Source organism: Herpetosiphon giganteus (assembly GCF_016907925.1).
Classification (GTDB): domain Bacteria; phylum Chloroflexota; class Chloroflexia; order Chloroflexales; family Herpetosiphonaceae; genus Herpetosiphon; species Herpetosiphon giganteus.
Map to the genome: position 1 here is coordinate 56,773 of NZ_JAFBCZ010000022.1, position 19,247 is coordinate 76,019.

Genomic DNA, 19,247 nt, shown 5'->3' on the forward strand with positions numbered 1-19,247 from the left:
CAAGCACGATATATACCAATGGCTGCTAAAAGCCCTGATAGGCAGCGCTAATTGGCTGAATTGCAAAGCCATACTGAGCCAATGCTGCTGCAATGCCATCCTGTAGGTGCGCACTAATATGCACATGCGCTAGCTGAACACCTAATTGAGTCAGCGTTTGCGCCATCGTTCCATCAATCCCTACCAAAAGCACAGCGGCACCTAGCAGAGTAACTGCTTTGGTCATTTGCACAATTTGGTTGACGCTAGTTGGGTCAATTTCAGGCACACCCGTCAGATCAATAATGACTTGTTCTGCTTGCCAATCGACAATTGCGGTCAACAGATCTTCGGTCAATTCTTGGGCACGAATCGTATCCATCTGGCCAATTACTGGAACGACGAGAATCCCATCGTAGACCGGCATAATTGGCATCGAGCGTTCGCGTAAGAGTGAAACTAGCCGCTCTTGATCGGCCAGACTTGTGCGCAGGGCTTGCTCACGCTCGGTCGCATAAACCACAAAACATGCGGTGCTATCGCGCAACACAAGATCATGGACGGCGGCCTGAAGCGTAGGATACTCGGGATCATCAAGTGGATAGCTGTTGTTGAGCATATTGGTCAGCGCGGTTGCGATAATCTGGATAATCACCGCAATTGATTCCGGGGTATAGTCTGGGTCATGCACGCGAAGCTTGGTCATGCGCTCGGCGAAAATTTCAATTGGTTGGGTTTCCGCGAAGTGAGCAATAACATTCTCGGCGATTACCCCTGCCAAGCGCGAGCAATCGTTTGCGGTCATTGCCGCATAGATTGTGCCCTCGGCGGCAGCAATGCCAGCGGTAAGCAGGCTACAAAATTTGGCATGATCGGTGGTTAACATGGTGGCTAAGCGCTGGTTGATCACAAAAACTCCCTTGTTGTGAAGTGCTGTGAGAGGCATAAAGCAAGCTCAATACCAAGCCTAGAGCGCTCGTTAATCTGTTGTTGATAATTATTCGAAGCAGCGGCAACGCTATGTATAGCAATAGCGTTGCCACAAATACGTTAAGTGGTTTTTGGTTGATTTAGTGCAGGATTGCGCCCAAGATTGCGCCAGCAGCAATGCCTTTGATCCAGCCACCAGCGAGCCAGCCAAGCGCCAATTTTCGGGGAATTGGCATATGGATATAGGTTCCGCCACCAGAGCCAATGCCGAGGGCCAATCCAAGCAATGCCCCAAAGCCAAGCCCACTTGGCAGCGATTTTGGATTAATCAGCAGCCAATAGGTTGCGATAAAGATGCTAATTAAGATGAAGGTTACTGCGGAGATTAACGGCGTATTGAGTTGATCGAATGGTCGCCAGAGGGTCGGATTTTCGTCATACAGCGGGCGCAGAAAAAGCCGATGCAGAAGTATATCGAGCACCGTCCAAGCAACGAGGATAGCGAAGCCAGTCAACACAAAGCGAATGATCATGTGATGCTCCTTGCTATGAAGTAGTTTCTGTGAAAACTATCACATCAGCCGAAGAAGCGTCAAGCAAGGGAACATTCTCGCCCAAGCTGACGTTGTGTTATCCATAAACAGATTTATATTATGTAGGAGAAACTCGTATGCGTCACATACTATCTATACTAGTTGCTAGCATCCTGATCATTGGCTGTGGAACCACCAATAGCCCAACAGCTCAACCAACCACCGTACCGACAATCAATCCTGAAGCGAACCAGGCAAATTTAATTGGCTCGCGCTGGAACGTGTTAACAATTAATGGCCAACCCTTAGTTGGGCAAAATGCCTTGCCATTCACCATTGAATCAGCCAGCACCGTATCAGGGAATAGTGGCTGTAATTCCTATGGTGGGCCAATCAGTATTGATGGCTCAACGATGCAGATTGGGCCGCTTGTTTCGACGTTAATGGCCTGTGCCGACAATGATGTTCAAACCCAAGAAATTGCCCTGCTACGCGCATTTGAGCAAGTCCGCAGCTATCAACAAACCGACGCAAACTTAAGTTTGCTTGATGAGCAGGGAACCGTCGTGGTGACACTTGCCAAACAACCCTAGTCAAACGAAGATATATTTTTATTGACATAATGATTATTGAATTTATGACCTAACGAGAGAAGGGAGTGGAGGAATGAAACCCATCATTGCTCGCGAATGCTCCCGTTTTAGCGCCCATTGGCTCCATATAGTGTACTCATTGAAAAATACAGCCCTGATGATTTCCTCCCATGGAATCAGATCAAGATCATCGGTCATCAAACCTCCCGATAACGACAGCCCTTCATAGATTTTGCCGCGCTGGGCATCAGGCTCGAGGAAACTAATCCAACCGACGATAGTTTCACCTGGAAAGGCTATCCGATCATCTGCTAGCATAGCATGCTGGGTAATGTCAACCAGCACTGTAAGAAATTATATTTACATAATAAAAAAAGCTTTTTCTGTTTGGCTTGATCCACTATAATTGCCAGTGCAGTCTCTGCCCGTAACCAGCATATGCGTGCTTATCACAAAGGATTGTGCAATGTCGCGAGCTACGATTCAGGCGCTCTTTCTCAAACCAGCCAAGGGTCAGGCGCTGGTTGATGTCAGCGCAATTGGCATGACCATGCAGCAAGGCCATGGAATTGTTGGCGATTGTCAGGGTCATCCTTTGAGTCCTCGGCAAGTGTTAGTGCTCCGGCGCGAAGATCTTGATGCGTTTAATCTGCACGCAGGCGATTTGCGCGAAAATATTGTGCTAGCAGGGCTGCCAGAGGCTGAATTCGTGCCCGGTGCAGTGCTGCATGGAGGCAAGTGCGTGCAAATTCGGCTTACTTTTCATTGTGAACCGTGTAAGCGAATCGCCCATGTACTTGGCAGGCCAATTAAGGAGATTGTTGGCAAACGCGGAATTTTAGGAACGGTGCTTGCTGGTGGTGAGCTACGTTGTGGCGATGCGGTCCTTGTTGGCGCGGAGACTCTGCCGCCACTTTCGAATGTACCCTATAACCGATTTTTGAGCTTTATTGCTTCCGTTCCCTATGCTAAAGTTGTAAGCTACAAAGAAATTGTGCTTGGGATGGGCGTAGCAAACAGTTTTATGCGGGTTATTCCGCACTATCTGCAAAAAACAGCGCCCGAGCACTATCCGATTCATCGGGTGGTTGATACACAAGGTCGGCTGCTGCCTCACTATATTCCGAACCAAATTGAAGCTTTGCAGGCTGAAGGTATCGCGGTAGTTAAGCTTGATAGCATTGAACCAGCAGGGTATCAACTCGATCTTAAGCGCTATGGGTGGCGTGGAAAATAGCGCAACCAGCGGCGATTCTTCACAAATAGCGATTCAGAAAGGATCTGTATGACGAAGGAACCAGCGGTTAAAGGCCCAGCTTCCTATTTTCCAGCAATCGAAAAAACCTATGGCCATTCGATTGATCATTGGATGACGATTCTCGCTGGCATGACGGACAAAACCCATATGCAGATGGTTGCTGCTTTGAAGGCCGAGTATGCTATGGGCCATGGCCATGCGAATGCGCTGGTTGCCTATTATCGCGCCCAAAAGCAATAGATCTGAACGCTCGTGACGGTCTTGTGCCCTGCATCACGTATGAGAAAAACAGCGTAATCCTGTTATTGATCTGCTTGTTAAGTATAAAAGATGGCTTGTTGGATTTGCTAATCACGTTCAACCATTTCTGCTTGATGATAGCGAGCAGATGTTCAGGAGTAGGAATACCTGATCGATTCCAGATCTGTTCCAACTCATCTTTTTTAAATTGTGCCTCACTACAGCTTCAATGAGTGGCAATGGCGCTATAGTGAGGCACAAGGATGCTATGAATGGGCGTTAGCGGTACGGGAAGCACTCTTGGGTGATGCGCACCCGATACCCAGACGACGCGTAACAAGCCCGCCGCATTAACCTGTACGTCTAAATCAAGAGCCTCGAGGTTACAAAAATACTACAGGATGGGACGCGATGGAGTTTCGGCTCATGGATATTCCCTATAAAGTTTACGATATGGTCATTCGTAGAGTAACGATGGTTTGTGCGGAAATACCCCTCCCCGCGGAATCGACCCGGCGGGCATGGATTGGCGTGTATCCTCTGACCAATAATGAATTTAATATTCGTTATTTTGAGGTGGAACGGCATTTAATTGATATTAATGATGACATTGGGGAATTTTCATTATTGAATAAGGAGTGGTATCGGAATGTCACGGCAGACGAACTGTGGATCATCCTTAGTAAATGGCTGGACGATTTCAACCAGCTCGTCCAGCCATATCGCAATGATTATCCCATTTAGGGGTTAAACGCAAGACCACTCAAATAAGGATTATGGTAGCTGGTATTACTGCATACCGCAGATCCGCGACGCGATGCACACCCTCTTAACCACCACGATTGAGAGCATCGTCGCTGCCCAACAGTATGACAAACGCCCCGACCGCGCCACATTTTGTCCGAGCACGCTCGTCCAAACCCTCGTCTATGGCATCTGGCCCAGCCAACCGCCACGATCGAACAGCTGGCCCAGATGGCCTGCCGCTCTGATGATCAAAAAAGATGCCGTTCAGGCAGATACCTAAACGGCATCGATCCACAGACCAGTTAGAAAAATTCACATTTACCACAGTTGAGTGCTAAATATAATTTAGCCGTTACTCGTTCCTTTATACCCTGTATTGAAAGAAGGATATTCTAAAACGATGATTCCTAATTGGATCGCAAGATTTACCGCATCGGTGCGTGAGCGAGCCCGTAACTTAACCATCACATTGCTAACATGCGTTTCAATAGTTCGGATACTAATATTTAATACTGCAGCAATTTCTTTATTACTAGCCCCATACGCCACTTGGGTTAATACTTCACGCTCGCGATCACTTAATTCTTCATTGGCAGCAAGCCCAAAACGATGATTTTTTGCAACAAGATGAGCAGATATTTCAGCACTTAAGACGGTTTCACCACGGCAAACTGCCCGAATCGATGCGATGAGTTCTGGGCCTGAGGCATCCTTTAACATATACCCATGAACCCCTACGGCAAAGAGCGTCCGAACATATTGCTCATAATGGTAACCAGAAAGGATGAGAATTTTTGTATCCAACATAAGCCCGCGAATAGCTCGGGCGACTTCAATCCCGCTCATGCCTTGGAGGCGAATATCAAGCAAGATAATATCTGGCTTTAAGCGTTGTATAAATTCGATAACCTCGCCACCTTCCCCGCTTTCGGCCACAATTTCGATATCATCGGCTGTTGCCAAAAGTGCTTTAGTTCCTTGGCGCAACAACAAATGATCATCTGCTAAAAGTACTCTAATCATGGAGCTACCTTTTCTAAAGCTAAAGGGATGGTTGCATGAATTGTTGTCCCCGTTTCTAGACTAGAGGTTATTTGGAGTTTTCCGCCAACATGTTCGATTCGCTCTTTGATGCCAATCAAGCCAAGATGCCCATGAGCCATCAAAGCTTTAAGATTTTGTGGCACATCAAAACCTCGGCCATTGTCATGAAGCACGAGTTGAACATGTCCAGCACAAAGATCCAAATTGATTTTGATATGTGAGGCTCGACCATGGTGAATACTATTATTAATAGCTTCTTGGGCAGTGCGATATAAGACCAATTCAAGGTGGGGATCAATTGCCAATTCATCGATTGATGCATTAAATTCAAGCGAGATAGCGATACCCAAACGATCACTTTGTTCTTGGGCCAATGTATCAAGCGCGGCAATGAGTCCCAAATCATCGAGCATCAGTGGGCGCATAGCCATACAGACTCTGCGTAGTTGATCGATCAGGGTATGACTTAATAGATGGCATTGACGAACGACCGAATTTTGATGAGCATTGATTGCGAGCTGCCGATGCAGGTGAATCGCGGTTTGGAGTGACTCATCATGAAGCTCAGATGCTAACCAGCGTCTTTCCGCTTCTTGAGCGGTTTGCATCTGCTCATAAAGGTCTTCTAGCGTTTTTGCTTGGGTTTTGAGTTCGAGCTTCAGTTGGCTATTTCGAATAAGGAGCGCAATTTGGCCACCGTAGGCAAGCAATAGCTCACGATTGGTTAAGTGAAATGGCAAGGAACCTATTTTGGCCGTAATACAAAGATAGCCAACGGTAGAGGTATGGGCTGCGAGCTGAATGACCAAAAGTGACTCGTTGTTTGGCAGCACAATGATGCCTTGATGGCGATCCCAAACGACTGACTGAAGCATCTGTTCAATTTCAGCACAGTTGGCACCAACACTGCAATGAACCTTGGGAACTGCTTGGAAGGTAGGATCTGCGAGCAAGAGGATGACGGTTTGGGCATTGACTAACGATTGAATCTTATATAAGACGCTGGTGTAATCGGTATAGATATCCGAAGCAACGGTAAAACCACGCCCAACGTTCAGCCGAATTGTTTGATAGGGATCATCGTTTTGTGTGTCCCGTTGTCTAAAGAATGATACGAAGGGTGTGGTAAGGGCGTTTTGCTTAGGCGGGATAAAAATCGTCTTAATTGCGATATGAACAACAAGGATTGCAATCCAACCAATCAAGGCCCAAACCCCATGAAAAAGCAGTAAGCCTAAGGTAAATGTGCCGATTACAAGTGTCCAGAGCGAACGTGACATAAATATGGTATCAAGAAAAGCGCGTTGATAGCGATTGCGGGGTAAGCTTATCTCAGATAGCTGTCCATCAGAATATCTGATACCACCGCTTTTTAAGTTTATTTTCCGCCATAAAAAATGCTTTATGAATGTGCTGGGGAACCTCGTATTTCGTGCGTTAATTGGTGGTTTGTTTGATTCCATAACAATTTAACCCTTTCATCATTTGTAGCATCCTTACAGGGGAGGCTACCACTAGGGAGTCCGGGGTAATTTGGTATACAGAGTTTTATTGATTAAACTGAATTACAAGATACTTACTATATAAGTAGATATACACCATAAAAGCTGAATTGTAATTAGGTTAAATTAATGAGGAAGATAAGGAGAAAAGTGAATTAGGACGCTGGCTTTCTTATCTCACTTATGGCATATATCTTATTGAACAGAGTTGGACACACTTCTCAAAGCAATACAGTAGGAATCCTGGAGTACAGGAATACGAGCAAATAATAATGATCAACAGATGTATTTAAATACTATACCTCCAGCATATAAGCTCATTGAATGTCTATAGAATAAAGTATAAAGGCTTTACATACTTAAAACAAATAGTGTGGTTCTTTGGGCTTTATTGAGTTGCTATCTTTAATCGCTATCATCCTGAAATTTAGGAGGATTGTATGTTGCTCGCTGAAGGTTATAAATAGGCTTTAGGTGATTCTTGATTGAAGCCTAGCAGATACATATCGCTGTCGCTTTGCTTCGCTGAAGCGTCGTTGCCCCAGTCCCTCGATAGTCGGTAATCCAATATATGAGGATATTGGTTTCCAAGAATGAATTAGCACATAGCGCATTTGGCTTTCAAAACGAGCAATAGATTAAGGATGCCAAATATTCCACAATGAACCAATCTCTCTGTCTCCATGAATTATAGTCGATTATACCTGAATACATACCAGTAAAATTACGTAGTGGTATCACGAGTTTTTACGGATGGCGTATTGGCTGTCAATTCCTATAATCAGTAGAAGCTAGCGGCGGCAGGCAGTGGCATTGAAATGAAACTCCTTTACGCCACTTTCTGGATTCTAGTCTTAACAGCATGTGCTTAATCTAAGTTCGATCCACACCGAATTCAGCTTAGGTGGCACAAAGGAGCATGTTCATGACCGTTACTTCTACGTTTCAACAAGAAATTGACGATTTTATTGCAATGCAAGTTGGTCGTATGCCTGGGCCATTGCTCGATGATTTAACGAGTCCAATTGCCATGCTGGTCGAATCGCGCGCCGCCGAAAAAGCCCTTCAAGAAGGTGATAAAGTCGCTGATTTTGCCCTTCCCGATGCTCATGGTAATCTTGTAACCCTGTCGGAACTATTAGAACAAGGGCCGGTGGTGATTACCTTTTATCGAGGAATCTGGTGCAATTTCTGTAATCTTGAATTGCGCGCCTACCAACGACTTTTACCAGAGTTTATCGACGCTGGAGCTTCGTTAATTGCGATTTCCCCACAGACACAAGATCATTGTCTTTCATTAACCGAACGCCAAGAGCTTGGCTTTCCTGTCCTCAGCGATTTGGGTAATACGGTCGCTGCTCAATTCAACTTGGTCTTTACCATTGGTGAGCCAGCTCGTTCAGCCCATATGAAAGTTCGGAAAGATTTACCCCGTTTCAACAATGATGATTCTTGGCAAATCCCCATTCCAGCCACCTATCTTATTGATCAATCAGGAACTGTCCGGCTTTCGTACGTTGATCCAAATTTTATGCAGCGACTTGATCCACTCGTTATTCTCGAACGATTAAAAGCCCTCTAAAACTATTGTCGTTAGTCCTCACAGGCCTACTAGGATCTAAACGGAGGAGTATTATTAATGTTCGATATTGACGCTATTCGTAAAGACTTTCCTACTATTCATGATGAATCGATCTATCTTGATAGTGCAGCATCCTCGCTGACCCCCTATGTTGTGCTTGATACGATGGCCGATTATTACCTTCATCACCGCACCAACCTCCACCGGAGCATGCACAAACTTGCCATGGAAACTGCCCGTAAGTTCGATGCGTCAATGGAAAACATTGCACAATTCATTGGCGCAAATGTTGAGGATATTACCATTACAAGCAACGCTACTGCCGCGATTAATTTAGTAGCGTTGAGCCTCGATTTCCAACCAGATGATGAGATTATTATTTCCACCCTAGAACATTCCTCAAATGTGTTTCCCTGGATGCGTTTAGCCACGAAAGTGGGGGTGAAACTCCGTTGGTGGAAGGCAGCAGATGATGGGACGCTAGATTTGGCTGAGCTCGAGAGTTTGATTACTCCTAAGACTCGGCTGGTTGCAGTAACCCATGTTTCCAATGTATTAGGGGTGATTGTGCCGGTTGCGGCGATTGGAGCCGTATGTCAGGAGCACAATGTCTTATATTTGGTTGATGCGTGTCAGTCGGTTCCGCACTTACCAATTGATGTTAAGCAGATCGGTTGTGATTTTCTAGCCTTTTCTGGGCATAAAATGTGTGGCCCAACAGGGATTGGGGTGCTTTATCTTAAACCCCCTCATGCGCGCGACTTAACCCCAGCGTTTCTCGGTGGCGGCTCGATCAATACGTATCGCTCACGGTATGCGACGCTTGATGATTGTACGCTTGCGTCACATAACTATAGCGAATTGCCGCATAAGTGGATGGCAGGAACGCCGCCAATTGCCGAAACATTTGGGTTAAGCGCTGCAATCGATTATCTTCGTGGCGTTGGCATGGATGCAATTGTTGCCCATGACACACAATTAATTCAACAGGCAATTAATGGGCTGCAAGATATTCCTGGTGTTATCCTTTTTGGCCCAAGTGATCCAGCCAAGCGAAGCGGGATTATCTCCTTTAATATCCAAGGTATTTACCCCTTGAAAGTTGGCCGTTTGCTAACTGAAGACTACAACATAGGGTTGCGAGCTGGACATAATTGTGCGCTTCATTATTTTCATGAAGTCCAACAAGCCAATATTGTTGAAGGCAATGTTCGTGCTTCATTCTACCTTTATACCACTCCAGCCGAAGTTGACTTACTCATCAACGCAATTCGTGAAATTGCGATTACCCACGGCAAGACTGCCCTTGCGGTAGGCTAGGTTGCTTCTCAGTTCATTTTAGTGAATGTGGAGGATGGATCGTATGCTGAAAGAATTTCAAAAAGTACCATTGGCAAAGCTCAACCCGTCGTTTCAAGCGATGCGCGAACAGAGTCCAATTCTATTCAATGACCAAATGCATATGTGGCAAGTCTTCCGTTACGAAGATATTCAGAAAGTCTTGATTGATCCAGGTCTTTTCTCTTCGAACCAAGGCTCTTTGGCTGGGGAATTAATTGCTTCAAGTTTATTATCGATGGATCCCCCTCGCCATCGCCAACTGCATGGCTTAGCTTCGCAAGCCTTTTCGCCACGGCGAGTACAACTGATGGAAGAACGGGTGGTCGAAATTACCAACAGGCTCTTAGATGAAGTCGTTGAGCGCGGCACAATGGATCTCATTGAAGATTTTGCTTTTCCGCTTCCAACGATTGTTATTGCTGAGTTACTTGGGGTTCCAGCTGAAGATCGTGATCAATTCAAACTATGGTCAGATGCCATTGTTCGGGAGATTGGCCAAGATCCAAATTTGCCACGCGGGAGTGCCCAAGATGAAATGGTTGAATACCTACGGTATCAGCTTAAGTGTAAACGCGAGCAACCAGGCAATGACCTCATTAGCGCTTTGGCAGCAGCCGAGCAAGATGGCGAGCGGCTCAGCGACCATGACATTGTAACAACCAGTGCCTTGGTGTTAATTGGTGGCCATGAAACAACGACCAACTTGATTGGCAACACCTTTTTATGCCTCATGGAAAATCCTGAGTCGCTTAAAGCACTCTATGCTGATCGCAGCTTGATTCCAAGTGCGGTTGAAGAATCGCTTCGCTACTGGTCGCCGTTGGTCTGCACGTTTCGGGTTGCAACTCGTGATACCGAAATTAATGGGCAAGCAATCAAGGCTGGGGAATATGTTCAATTATTCTTACCTTCAGCCAACCGTGATGCAACCGTTTTTCCTGATGCTGATCGTTTTGATATTCGGCGTACTCCAAATCGACATATGGCCTTTAGTTATGGCATCCATTATTGTTTAGGTGCGCCGTTGGCTCGACTTGAGGGGAATGTTTCATTGCGAGTCATTCTCGAGCGCTGTGCAAATATTAGTTTCCCTGAGCAACTGCTTGAGCCATTGGGTGGGTTAATCATCCAAGGGGTTCGCCATTTGCCGATCAACTTTACTCCAACGCCTCGGCCAAGCTAATTTTCATCCCAATTACCAGCCTATGCCAATCCAAAGGTCTAACTCGATTGGAAAGAGAGAGCCTGATGATCGATCGAATCCACCAAGCTGATCGTGTGCGTTACATTGCATTTTTACGTGGCATCAATATGATTGGCTCAAAAGTAATGAAAATGCACGATCTTAGGCAGCTTTTTCTACGGGCAGGGCTTGACGATGTGGAGACCTTCTTGGCTACTGGTAATGTTGCTTTTTGGACAGCTGAAACAAACCCTATGCAAGTAACGCATCTGCTTGAACAATGGCTTGCCAATGAATTTGGCTATCACGTTCATGTTTTTCTGCGTACAGTAGCAGCGATACGGCAAATTGTTGACCACAATCCCTTCGGGTTGGGGCAAGTGCCCTCGGGCAGTAAAGCCTATCTGAGCTTACTTCCTACACCTATTGACCAGCGACACTTGCCATTGGTGCTTAAGCCCAAGAATCAAGGTTATACGATTTTGCATATAGGCGATGCCGAAATCTATAGCCTTGTATTTCCACTAGGCAACGGACGATATGGTAACCCAACCGGGGATATTGAAAAAGAGCTTGGGGTTCTTGCCACAACCCGCAACTGGACAACAATTAGCCGAATTGCGAGGACTACCAGTCAGTGATTTTACTGATGTGGATTGCCACAGTAATCTTTATGCTATGTATTGGTATTAACAGGAACCACCTGAATCCTAATTCTAAACCTAAAAGGAGTGTGGCATGGGTGTTGAGGTCCAACCGACCACCAACCATGTAGTTCGAAGCTACTTTGATGCTTGGAGTACTGGCAATATTGCACCAGTACATGCCTTGCTTGCTACCGATCTTGTGTTTGCCGGACCAATCAAACAAGGCCAGAGTGCTGCCGCCTATATCGAGGTATTGAGCACCTTTCAGCGTTTGATAACGACAGGCATCGATTTGCGTAGCGAGTTATATAGTGATGAGCAAGCGACATTGATCTACACAGCCCATACGGTTGCCGGTGATATTCTGATTGCTGAGCACATTCGTTTGGTCAATGCCAAAATTGCGACAATTACGCTGATCTTTGATCCTGCGCCAATCTTGGCATTTCGCGCAGCACAAGCGGAGCAATAAGTGGTATTGTAGCGCTATCTATGTATAGGGGGTATTTGGATGTCGAAAGAAACATATCGTGTACTTGTCGAATCGTTGATGGAAAACGATGAAGTTACGCAATCCCGTAAAAGTGGCTTTGGTTCGGGTTTGCGAGTTAATGGCAAAGTGTTTGCCATGCTCGTTAAGAACAAACTCTGTGTCAAGCTACCAGCCTCGATGATCGATGAAATCGTGGCTGAAGGTCAGGGCGAATTGTATATGTCGGGCGGACGACCATCGAAAGATTGGATTGTTGTTGATACAGTTGATGAGCAACGTTGGCTGGAGCTAGCGCATTCGGCAATCGAGTTTGTAAGCACAAAGGAAGCATAATGACGATTGATGAATTATTCAAAACCATGCCAAGCCGCTTTAATACAGCAGCAGCAGCTGGGCTCAATAAAACCATTCAATGGAATATTGTGGGGGAAGAAAGCGGTACCTGGGCGTTTCAAATTGTAGGCGGCGAAGGCCATTTGATCCCCAATGGGGTCGAAAATCCTGATGTCACTTTTACAACCAGTGCCAAAGATTGGATTGCGATTGCCGAGGGCAAACTCGATTCGATGAAGGCATTTATGGCTGGCAAACTTAAAGTTGATGGCGATATGATGCTTGCAATGAAGATGCCTCAATTCTTTCCGGTTGAGAATGCATAAATAACCGACGTTATGCTGGACAGGAACCTCCGATCCTCTTGTGACTCCTTGGCCTGATCGGATGTTCCGCTTCTCGGATGGTGGTAGCTCATCAATGATTTGTTTGTTCATAATTGATCGACAAATGGAGCTACTCTGGCTATTTCCCCACGCTCATCCATGAACTTAAGCAACCCCAACTAGCTGGCTTCAAGTAACAAACCTTGATTGCCATTGTTGCTTTATGCATCTCGCATAAGGTTTCTTTAGGCTGCTAGTAAGTTGGCTATCCCGACTAGAGAACCTGAGTTTGGTATGGGTATTCGTGAAAATACGGAGTCGGATCACGGGTTTTTACGGACGCAATCAAACTCATTTATGCCTATTGTTAGTAAACGACTTTCAGTAGATACCGAAACATACTTTGAGTAATGTGAGGATGGTCGTCAATGAGCGATGTTATAAAGCGTATTGCTGCCCTCCCCTCTGAGCAGCAACAACAACTCTTACGCGAATTGCAGATGCAAAAAATGCAACAGGATGCAACTGCTGAACGGTATGATGTTGTTATTCTTGGCGGGGGTATGGCTGGACTAACCTTGGCTCTCCAGCTGAAACAGGCGCGTCCCACAAGCACTATTCTTGTGATCGAAAAACAGTCCCATCCCGTACCTGAAGCAGCACACAAAGTCGGCGAATCGAGTGTTGAGATTTGTGCTCATTACTTACGCGATATTTTGGGGCTGGAAGAACATCTGCATACCCAACAATTGCGTAAATTTGGGCTTCGGATGTTTTTCAGTCGTGGTGATAATCTTGATCTGGCTCAACGGGTCGAAATTGGTCCCACAATTTCTCCCCCTTTATATACCTACCAAGTTGATCGAGGCCGCTTAGAAAATACGTTGGGCATTAAATTACGTGATCTTGGAATCGTGTTCCTTGATGGCGCATCAGTTCAGCAGATTGATCTTCAGCCGCAGGCCCCTTATCACCGCTTGCATATTCAGGCTGCTGAGTCACGCATTGTTATCACCAATTGGGTGGTTGATGCCAGTGGGCGGAGGGCTTTACTAAAGCGCCAACTTGGTCTCTCCAAACCTGTCGGGCATCAGGCGAATGCTGCTTGGTTTCGGGTTTCCTATCCAATTGATGTTAATCGTTGGTCAAATAATCCCGAATGGCATGCTCGTATTCCTGAGGGTGATCGTTCCTTAAGCACGAATCACTTGATGGGTGATGGCTATTGGGTTTGGTTAATTCGTCTGGCTTCAGGCTCAACGAGTGTCGGTATTGTGACTGATGCCAACAAACATGAGTTCGATCAGATGAATCAGTTTGAGCGGGCCTTGACGTGGCTCCATGCCCATGAGCCACAATGTGCAGCGGTCATTGAAGAACAACCAGCCGCTGTTCAAGATTTTCGCGTGATGAAGAATTACTCCTATAGTTGCCAACAAGTCTATTCTGCTGATCGGTGGTGCTTGATTGGCGAGGCAGGAATCTCGCTCGACCCACTGTATTCACCTGGCGGCGATATGATTGCGATTGGCAATACCCTTGCCTGTGATTTGATTGTCCGCAACCTCAATGGTGAAGATATCCAAGCTCGTGCATTGATTCATGACCGTTTATTCCTCACAGTAGCCAATATTTGGCTCAGCATCTATGAAAAACAATATTCGCTGATGAATAATGCCCAAATTATGATTACAAAAATCATCTGGGATACTGCCTTTTATTGGGGTGTTTTTGGCCTCCTGTTCTTTCACGACACGTTCCGCAAAATAGCTGATATGCCCAGCGTTGCCGCAAACTTAACTCGAATCGCTGATTTAAGTAATAGAATCCAAGCTTTTTATCGTGAATGGCATGCAGTTGATACAGCAGATTGTGCTGAAGCCTTCGTTGATCTTTACTCGCCATTGGATTTTATGGTAGCACTGCACGAAGGTATGGCTGATCAACTCTCTGAGGATGAAGTAGCCCAACGATTTGATACAAATGTACGCTTTTTTGAACGTTTAGCTGGTCAAATCATTAGCATTGTTATTGAAGCAGGTGCGGAGCAAATTAATAGTCAAGCAATGATACGTCAAATTCAGGCTTGGCAAACGGAACCCTATATTGCCGAATTGATTAGTTGTTATCGCCGCGAAAGCTGGTCTACCCCCATCAATAGCAGTTGGATAGCCCTCAGTTATCAACAACAGAAGAAGCAGGAGGTTCTGTAATGACCCATGACACAGCCGTTCATCCAACGATCGCCGCCGCCTATGATGTTGTCATCCTTGGTGGTGGCATGGCAGGGTTGACGCTTGGCTTACAGCTTAAACGCATGCAGCCAAGCATTACCATCCTCGTGGTCGAAAAGCAAGCACACCCCGTGCCCGAGTCTGCGCACAAAGTGGGCGAGTCAACCGTGGAAATTTGTGCCCATTACTTGCGGGATGTCTTGGGCTTGGAAGACCACTTACAAGGCCAGCATCTCAACAAATTTGGCTTGCGCATGTTCTTCACTGCTGATGATAATCGTGATATTGCCCATCGGGTGGAGTATGGTCAGATCGCTCCTGCTCCATTGCATTCATACCAGCTTGATCGAGGGCGGTTAGAAAATACCTTAGGCGAATTGCTGCTGGAGCAGGGTGTCACCTTTTTACCGAGCAGTAAGGTGACCACGGTGAACCTGCAACCAGCAGCACCACAGCATCAGGTGGCGTTTCAGCATGCCGGGGCGGACTATGCGGTTGCCACGCGCTGGGTGGTTGATGCCAGTGGGCGCAGTGCGTTCTTGAAACGTCAACTCGGCTTGGCCAAATCGGTCGGACACCATGCCAATGCGGTATGGTTTCGCGTTGCCCATCCGATTGATATTAATACCTGGTCGGATGACCCCGAATGGCAAGCCCGGGTTACTAATGGAAAACGTTCCCTGAGTACCAATCACCTGATGGGTGATGGTTATTGGGTGTGGTTGATTCCACTCGGGTCGGGATCAACGAGCGTTGGGATTGTGAGCGATGCGAACATGCATGAGTTCGATCAGATGAATCGCTTTGATCGGGCCTTGACGTGGCTGCATGCCCACGAACCACAATGTGCAGCCGTGGTTGAACAACACCGTGATGCCATTCAAGATTTTCGGGTCATGAAAGATTATTCATATAGTTGTCAAAAGGTCTATTCTGGCGAACGCTGGTGCTTAACTGGTGAAGCAGCAGTCGCAATTGACCCACTGTATTCATCTGGTGGTGATTTGCTAGCGATTGGCAATGGCTTGATCTGCGATCTCATTTTACGCGAGCTTAGTGGTGAATCGATTGAAGAACGAGCAACAGGCCATAGCCAACTGTTTTTGATATTATCGGAAGTTTGGCTGGTTGCCTACCAACAGCAATATACGCTCATGAATAATCCTCAAGTCATGGTCGCCAAATTAGTATGGGATACGGTTATCTATTGGGCGTTCCCTGGCTTACTCTACTTCCAAGATAAATATCGTAGCTTATCCGATAGCCCGAGTCTCTTAGGCAATCTTTATCGATGTTGGAATCTGCATAGTCGGGTACAAGCCTTCTTCCGCGAATGGCATGCGATTGATCAATCGATTGCGTCCGACGTATTTGCTGACCCCTACTCCTTGCTCGATTTCTTGGTTGATTTGCATACTGGTATGGCAGCAAATCTCTCTGATGAGCAACTTGATCTGCAATTTGCTAAAAATACGCGTTTACTTGAACAACTAGCTGGCCAGTTAGTTAGCACGGTGATTGAACTTGTGCGCGATCGCGCCGATGGCTTGACCCATAGCAACCAAATCGACGCATGGCTTAATGATCCATTTTTGGCGGAAGTCCTTACGGTGTATAACGAAGATTCTCTGACAAATCCGATTGATAGCCATTGGATCACCATGGGGCAGCAGCAACAGAAGAAGCAGGAGGTTCTGTAATGACCCATGACACAGCCGTTCATCCAACGATCGCCGCCGCCTATGATGTTGTCATCCTTGGTGGTGGCATGGCAGGGTTGACGCTTGGCTTACAACTTAAACGCATGCAGCCAAGCATTACCATCCTCGTGGTCGAAAAGCAAGCGCACCCCGTGCCAGAGGCAGCGCACAAAGTGGGCGAGTCAACCGTGGAAATTTGTGCCCATTACTTGCGGGATGTCTTGGGCTTGGAAGACCACTTACAAAGCCAGCATCTCAACAAGTTCGGCTTACGGATTTTCTTCACTGCTGATGATAATCGTGATATTACCCGTCGGGTCGAGCTTGGGCATGCTGTTCCTCCTCCCTATGCGGTTGGAACATACCAGCTTGATCGAGGGCGGTTAGAAAACACCTTAGGCGAATTGCTGCTGGAGCAGGGTGTCACCTTTTTACCAAGCAGTAAGGTGACCACGGTGAACCTGCAACCAGCAGCACCACAGCATCAGGTGGCGTTTCAGCATGCCGGGGCTGATTATGCGGTTGCCACGCGCTGGGTGGTTGATGCCAGTGGGCGCAGTGCGTTCTTGAAACGTCAACTCGGCTTGGCCAAATCGGTCGGACACCATGCCAATGCGGTATGGTTTCGCGTTGCCCATCCGATTGACATTAATACCTGGTCGGATGACCCCGAATGGCATGCGCGCATCATTGATGGCCAACGCTTTCTAAGCACGAATCACCTGATGGGTGATGGTTATTGGGTATGGTTGATTCCACTCGGGTCGGGATCAACGAGCGTCGGAATTGTGAGCGATGCGAGCATGCATGCGTTTGAGCAAATGAATCGCTTCGATCGAGCATTGACGTGGCTGCATGCCCACGAACCACAATGTGCGGCGATCATCGAACAACACCGTGATGCCATTCAAGATTTTCGGGTCATGAAGAATTACTCGTATAGCTGTGAACGAGTGTATTCTGCGGAACGCTGGTGTCTTGCTGGAGAAGCAGGGGTTTCGCTTGATCCCTTCTACTCACCAGGCGGAGATCTGCTAGCGATTGGCAACGGCCTGATCTGCGATCTCATTCTGCGTGATCGTCGGGACGATGAAGAATTTGCTGATTATGCTGAAATCCATAATCGCCTCTTTTTGATGGTGGCGAATTCATGGCTCAGTACCTACCAACAGCAATATACGCTTATGAATCATGCGCAAATTATGGTCGCCAAAGTGCTTTGGGATACGGCAGTCTATTGGGCGGTTCCAGGCTTACTTTATTTCCATGATCGCTATCGAAACTTCGTAGAAAGCCCTGTTATTGGCCTGAAATTATTGCGCCTAACAAGGCTAAGTGAGCTTGTTCAAGCCTTCTTCCGTGAATGGCATGCAATCGATCAGTCACACTCAAGCGATCTTGCAATCCGATTCTATGATTTTGACTTTATGCGGCGCTTGCATCTTGAAATGCGGGCAGGACTCGATGATCGCGCATTCGATCAAAAGTTTGCTGCAAATTTACGTTTCTTGGAGCAACTTGCTGGCCAATTGATTGTGACCGTAACCGAACTGTTTGATGATCAGCATGATCGCGCGGATGTTCAGCATCAACTGCACCAGTGGCAGGCTAACCCCGATCTAACAGAACTTGTTGCGATTTACCAGCAAGATAATCTCGACAATCCTGTGAGTAGCACATGGATAACCCTTGGTCAATCGCACCAAGCAGCCGAGGAATTAGCCTAATGAGTGATGTTGTTGAACGAATTAAGGCATTACCTCTCGCCCAACAAGCATTGTTATTACAACAGCTAAAACAGCAAACAATCCAAACTCCGAGTCTTCGAGCAAAGGATTGGGTTATTCGGCTCCAGCCGCAATCACACCCTCGACTACGCTTATTTTGTTTTGCTTATGCCGGGGGAGGGGCCTCGCTTTTCCGTTTGTGGCCTCACGGGTTGCCTGACGATGTTGAAATCTGTGCGGTTCAGCTCCCGGGTCGGGAGAATCGACTTGGTGAAACCGCGTATAACCGTTTACCAACGTTAATTCATGATCTTAGTGCGGCGCTGATGCCCTTGCTTGACCGCCCATTTGCATGCTTTGGGCATAGTATGGGGGCCTTAATTAGTTTTGAATTTACCCGCTATTTGCGCAAAACAACGCCATATCAGCCAATAGCCCTCTATCTTGCAGCGTTTCGCGCCCCTCAACTCCCGAGTCCGAACATCAAAATTTATCATTTGCCAACCGAAGTTTTTAAGGTCGTTTTGGAGGCAGAGGGTATTCCACTGGAAATTCTTCGCAATGATGAGTTAATGCGTGGCTTATTGCCAACATTGCGGGCCGATCTTGAGCTCTGTGATACCTATAACTACCATGCTGAGCCTCCACTATCCTGTCCGTTGCGCATCTTTGGCGGCCAAGATGATATTCGGGTACGTCCAACGGATCTTGATGGTTGGATTTTGCATACGCAGGCGAGCTATCAGCAAACTATCGTGCCAGGCAATCATTTTTTTGTCCATAGTGCTCATGATCATTTATTGGCTCTGATTGCGCAAGATCTCCCAATGGCCTAACGATCAATCCATCGCATCG

20 protein-coding genes are annotated in these 19,247 nt (G+C 46.7%); 16 read left to right on the forward strand and 4 right to left on the reverse strand.

What is annotated here, in order from left to right:
• Positions 1-25: 25 nt before the first annotated feature.
• Together JOD20_RS26895 and JOD20_RS18485 are read right to left on the reverse strand one after the other, a co-directional pair.
• A complete protein-coding gene (locus JOD20_RS26895) occupies positions 26-889 on the reverse strand; it encodes an STAS domain-containing protein (RefSeq protein ID WP_204756690.1) in 864 nt (287 codons plus the stop codon).
• Between the two features lie 160 nt (positions 890-1,049).
• Positions 1,050-1,442, reverse strand: a complete 393-nt coding sequence (locus JOD20_RS18485; protein ID WP_204756691.1) for a hypothetical protein — start codon at positions 1,440-1,442, stop codon at positions 1,050-1,052.
• A 137-nt stretch (positions 1,443-1,579) separates the two neighbouring features.
• Between JOD20_RS18485 and JOD20_RS18490 the strand changes: the two genes are divergently transcribed.
• The 5 genes from JOD20_RS18490 to JOD20_RS18510 all read left to right on the forward strand — a co-directional run bounded on the left by JOD20_RS18490 (position 1,580) and on the right by JOD20_RS18510 (position 4,560).
• Positions 1,580-2,035, forward strand: coding sequence for an META domain-containing protein (locus tag JOD20_RS18490; protein WP_204756692.1), 456 nt, complete (start codon positions 1,580-1,582; stop codon positions 2,033-2,035).
• Positions 2,036-2,501: 466 nt separating this feature from the next.
• A complete protein-coding gene (locus JOD20_RS18495) occupies positions 2,502-3,272 on the forward strand; it encodes an MOSC domain-containing protein (protein ID WP_204756693.1) in 771 nt (256 codons plus the stop codon).
• 48 nt (positions 3,273-3,320) lie between these two features.
• Complete coding sequence (locus tag JOD20_RS18500) at positions 3,321-3,533, forward strand: DUF4287 domain-containing protein (RefSeq protein WP_204756694.1); 213 nt, start codon at positions 3,321-3,323, stop codon at positions 3,531-3,533.
• A gap of 426 nt (positions 3,534-3,959) precedes the next feature.
• Positions 3,960-4,277: a hypothetical protein gene (locus tag JOD20_RS18505; RefSeq protein ID WP_204756695.1), complete on the forward strand. Its 318-nt coding sequence runs from the start codon at positions 3,960-3,962 to the stop codon at positions 4,275-4,277.
• 73 nt (positions 4,278-4,350) lie between these two features.
• Positions 4,351-4,560, forward strand: a complete 210-nt coding sequence (locus JOD20_RS18510; RefSeq protein ID WP_239583937.1) for a hypothetical protein — start codon at positions 4,351-4,353, stop codon at positions 4,558-4,560.
• 65 nt (positions 4,561-4,625) lie between these two features.
• Here the strand turns inward: JOD20_RS18510 and JOD20_RS18515 are convergent, their stop codons facing one another.
• Both JOD20_RS18515 and JOD20_RS18520 read right to left on the reverse strand, forming a co-directional pair.
• Complete coding sequence (locus JOD20_RS18515) at positions 4,626-5,303, reverse strand: response regulator (RefSeq protein WP_204756696.1); 678 nt, start codon at positions 5,301-5,303, stop codon at positions 4,626-4,628.
• Positions 5,300-6,787 (reverse strand): sensor histidine kinase, encoded by a 1,488-nt coding sequence (locus JOD20_RS18520; protein ID WP_204756697.1) that lies wholly within the window; start codon positions 6,785-6,787, stop codon positions 5,300-5,302. Before JOD20_RS18520 ends, JOD20_RS18515 begins: the two co-directional genes overlap by 4 nt.
• 964 nt (positions 6,788-7,751) lie before the next feature.
• Here JOD20_RS18520 and JOD20_RS18525 point away from each other — a divergent pair.
• The 11 genes from JOD20_RS18525 (at position 7,752) to JOD20_RS18575 (ending at position 19,228) form a co-directional block, all read left to right on the forward strand.
• Positions 7,752-8,408: a peroxiredoxin-like family protein gene (locus JOD20_RS18525; protein WP_204756698.1), complete on the forward strand. Its 657-nt coding sequence runs from the start codon at positions 7,752-7,754 to the stop codon at positions 8,406-8,408.
• 57 nt (positions 8,409-8,465) lie between these two features.
• A complete protein-coding gene (locus JOD20_RS18530; RefSeq protein WP_204756699.1) occupies positions 8,466-9,728 on the forward strand; it encodes an aminotransferase class V-fold PLP-dependent enzyme in 1,263 nt (420 codons plus the stop codon).
• A 43-nt stretch (positions 9,729-9,771) separates the two neighbouring features.
• Positions 9,772-10,932: a cytochrome P450 gene (locus JOD20_RS18535; RefSeq protein WP_204756700.1), complete on the forward strand. Its 1,161-nt coding sequence runs from the start codon at positions 9,772-9,774 to the stop codon at positions 10,930-10,932.
• 65 nt (positions 10,933-10,997) lie between these two features.
• On the forward strand, positions 10,998-11,573 hold the full coding sequence (locus JOD20_RS18540; protein ID WP_204756701.1) for a DUF1697 domain-containing protein: 576 nt from the start codon (positions 10,998-11,000) through the stop codon (positions 11,571-11,573).
• A 97-nt stretch (positions 11,574-11,670) separates the two neighbouring features.
• Positions 11,671-12,051, forward strand: coding sequence for a nuclear transport factor 2-like protein (locus JOD20_RS18545; RefSeq protein ID WP_204756702.1), 381 nt, complete (start codon positions 11,671-11,673; stop codon positions 12,049-12,051).
• A gap of 39 nt (positions 12,052-12,090) precedes the next feature.
• The gene (locus JOD20_RS18550; protein WP_204756703.1) at positions 12,091-12,405 is read left to right on the forward strand and encodes a hypothetical protein; all 315 of its coding nucleotides are present in this window, start codon (positions 12,091-12,093) and stop codon (positions 12,403-12,405) included.
• On the forward strand, positions 12,405-12,731 hold the full coding sequence (locus JOD20_RS18555) for an SCP2 sterol-binding domain-containing protein (RefSeq protein ID WP_204756704.1): 327 nt from the start codon (positions 12,405-12,407) through the stop codon (positions 12,729-12,731). Before JOD20_RS18550 ends, JOD20_RS18555 begins: the two co-directional genes overlap by 1 nt.
• 428 nt (positions 12,732-13,159) lie before the next feature.
• Positions 13,160-14,944, forward strand: a complete 1,785-nt coding sequence (locus JOD20_RS18560) for an NAD(P)/FAD-dependent oxidoreductase (RefSeq protein ID WP_204756705.1) — start codon at positions 13,160-13,162, stop codon at positions 14,942-14,944.
• Positions 14,944-16,665, forward strand: a complete 1,722-nt coding sequence (locus JOD20_RS18565; protein WP_204756706.1) for an NAD(P)/FAD-dependent oxidoreductase — start codon at positions 14,944-14,946, stop codon at positions 16,663-16,665. Before JOD20_RS18560 ends, JOD20_RS18565 begins: the two co-directional genes overlap by 1 nt.
• On the forward strand, positions 16,665-18,392 hold the full coding sequence (locus JOD20_RS18570) for an NAD(P)/FAD-dependent oxidoreductase (RefSeq protein WP_204756707.1): 1,728 nt from the start codon (positions 16,665-16,667) through the stop codon (positions 18,390-18,392). The genes JOD20_RS18565 and JOD20_RS18570 overlap by 1 nt, the downstream gene beginning before the upstream one ends.
• Positions 18,392-19,228 (forward strand): thioesterase II family protein, encoded by an 837-nt coding sequence (locus tag JOD20_RS18575; protein WP_204756708.1) that lies wholly within the window; start codon positions 18,392-18,394, stop codon positions 19,226-19,228. The genes JOD20_RS18570 and JOD20_RS18575 overlap by 1 nt, the downstream gene beginning before the upstream one ends.
• The last annotated feature ends 19 nt before the right edge of the window (positions 19,229-19,247 follow it).

Bases quoted from the DNA above. Each gene is read 5' to 3' on its own strand.
- JOD20_RS18495 (WP_204756693.1), top strand. From the start codon at position 2,502: ATGTCGCGAGCTACGATTCAGGCGCTCTTTCTCAAACCAGCCAAGGGT.
- JOD20_RS18570 (WP_204756707.1), top strand. From the start codon at position 16,665: ATGACCCATGACACAGCCGTTCATCCAACGATCGCCGCCGCCTATGAT.
- JOD20_RS18520 (WP_204756697.1), bottom strand. From the start codon at position 6,787: ATGGAATCAAACAAACCACCAATTAACGCACGAAATACGAGGTTCCCC.
- JOD20_RS18515 (WP_204756696.1), bottom strand. From the start codon at position 5,303: ATGATTAGAGTACTTTTAGCAGATGATCATTTGTTGTTGCGCCAAGGA.
- JOD20_RS18575 (WP_204756708.1), top strand. From the start codon at position 18,392: ATGAGTGATGTTGTTGAACGAATTAAGGCATTACCTCTCGCCCAACAA.
- JOD20_RS18555 (WP_204756704.1), top strand. From the start codon at position 12,405: ATGACGATTGATGAATTATTCAAAACCATGCCAAGCCGCTTTAATACA.
- JOD20_RS18490 (WP_204756692.1), top strand. From the start codon at position 1,580: ATGCGTCACATACTATCTATACTAGTTGCTAGCATCCTGATCATTGGC.
- JOD20_RS18565 (WP_204756706.1), top strand. From the start codon at position 14,944: ATGACCCATGACACAGCCGTTCATCCAACGATCGCCGCCGCCTATGAT.
- JOD20_RS18545 (WP_204756702.1), top strand. From the start codon at position 11,671: ATGGGTGTTGAGGTCCAACCGACCACCAACCATGTAGTTCGAAGCTAC.
- JOD20_RS18485 (WP_204756691.1), bottom strand. From the start codon at position 1,442: ATGATCATTCGCTTTGTGTTGACTGGCTTCGCTATCCTCGTTGCTTGG.
- JOD20_RS18560 (WP_204756705.1), top strand. From the start codon at position 13,160: ATGAGCGATGTTATAAAGCGTATTGCTGCCCTCCCCTCTGAGCAGCAA.
- JOD20_RS18500 (WP_204756694.1), top strand. From the start codon at position 3,321: ATGACGAAGGAACCAGCGGTTAAAGGCCCAGCTTCCTATTTTCCAGCA.
- JOD20_RS18530 (WP_204756699.1), top strand. From the start codon at position 8,466: ATGTTCGATATTGACGCTATTCGTAAAGACTTTCCTACTATTCATGAT.
- JOD20_RS18510 (WP_239583937.1), top strand. From the start codon at position 4,351: ATGCACACCCTCTTAACCACCACGATTGAGAGCATCGTCGCTGCCCAA.
- JOD20_RS18550 (WP_204756703.1), top strand. From the start codon at position 12,091: ATGTCGAAAGAAACATATCGTGTACTTGTCGAATCGTTGATGGAAAAC.
- JOD20_RS18505 (WP_204756695.1), top strand. From the start codon at position 3,960: ATGGATATTCCCTATAAAGTTTACGATATGGTCATTCGTAGAGTAACG.
- JOD20_RS18535 (WP_204756700.1), top strand. From the start codon at position 9,772: ATGCTGAAAGAATTTCAAAAAGTACCATTGGCAAAGCTCAACCCGTCG.
- JOD20_RS18540 (WP_204756701.1), top strand. From the start codon at position 10,998: ATGATCGATCGAATCCACCAAGCTGATCGTGTGCGTTACATTGCATTT.
- JOD20_RS18525 (WP_204756698.1), top strand. From the start codon at position 7,752: ATGACCGTTACTTCTACGTTTCAACAAGAAATTGACGATTTTATTGCA.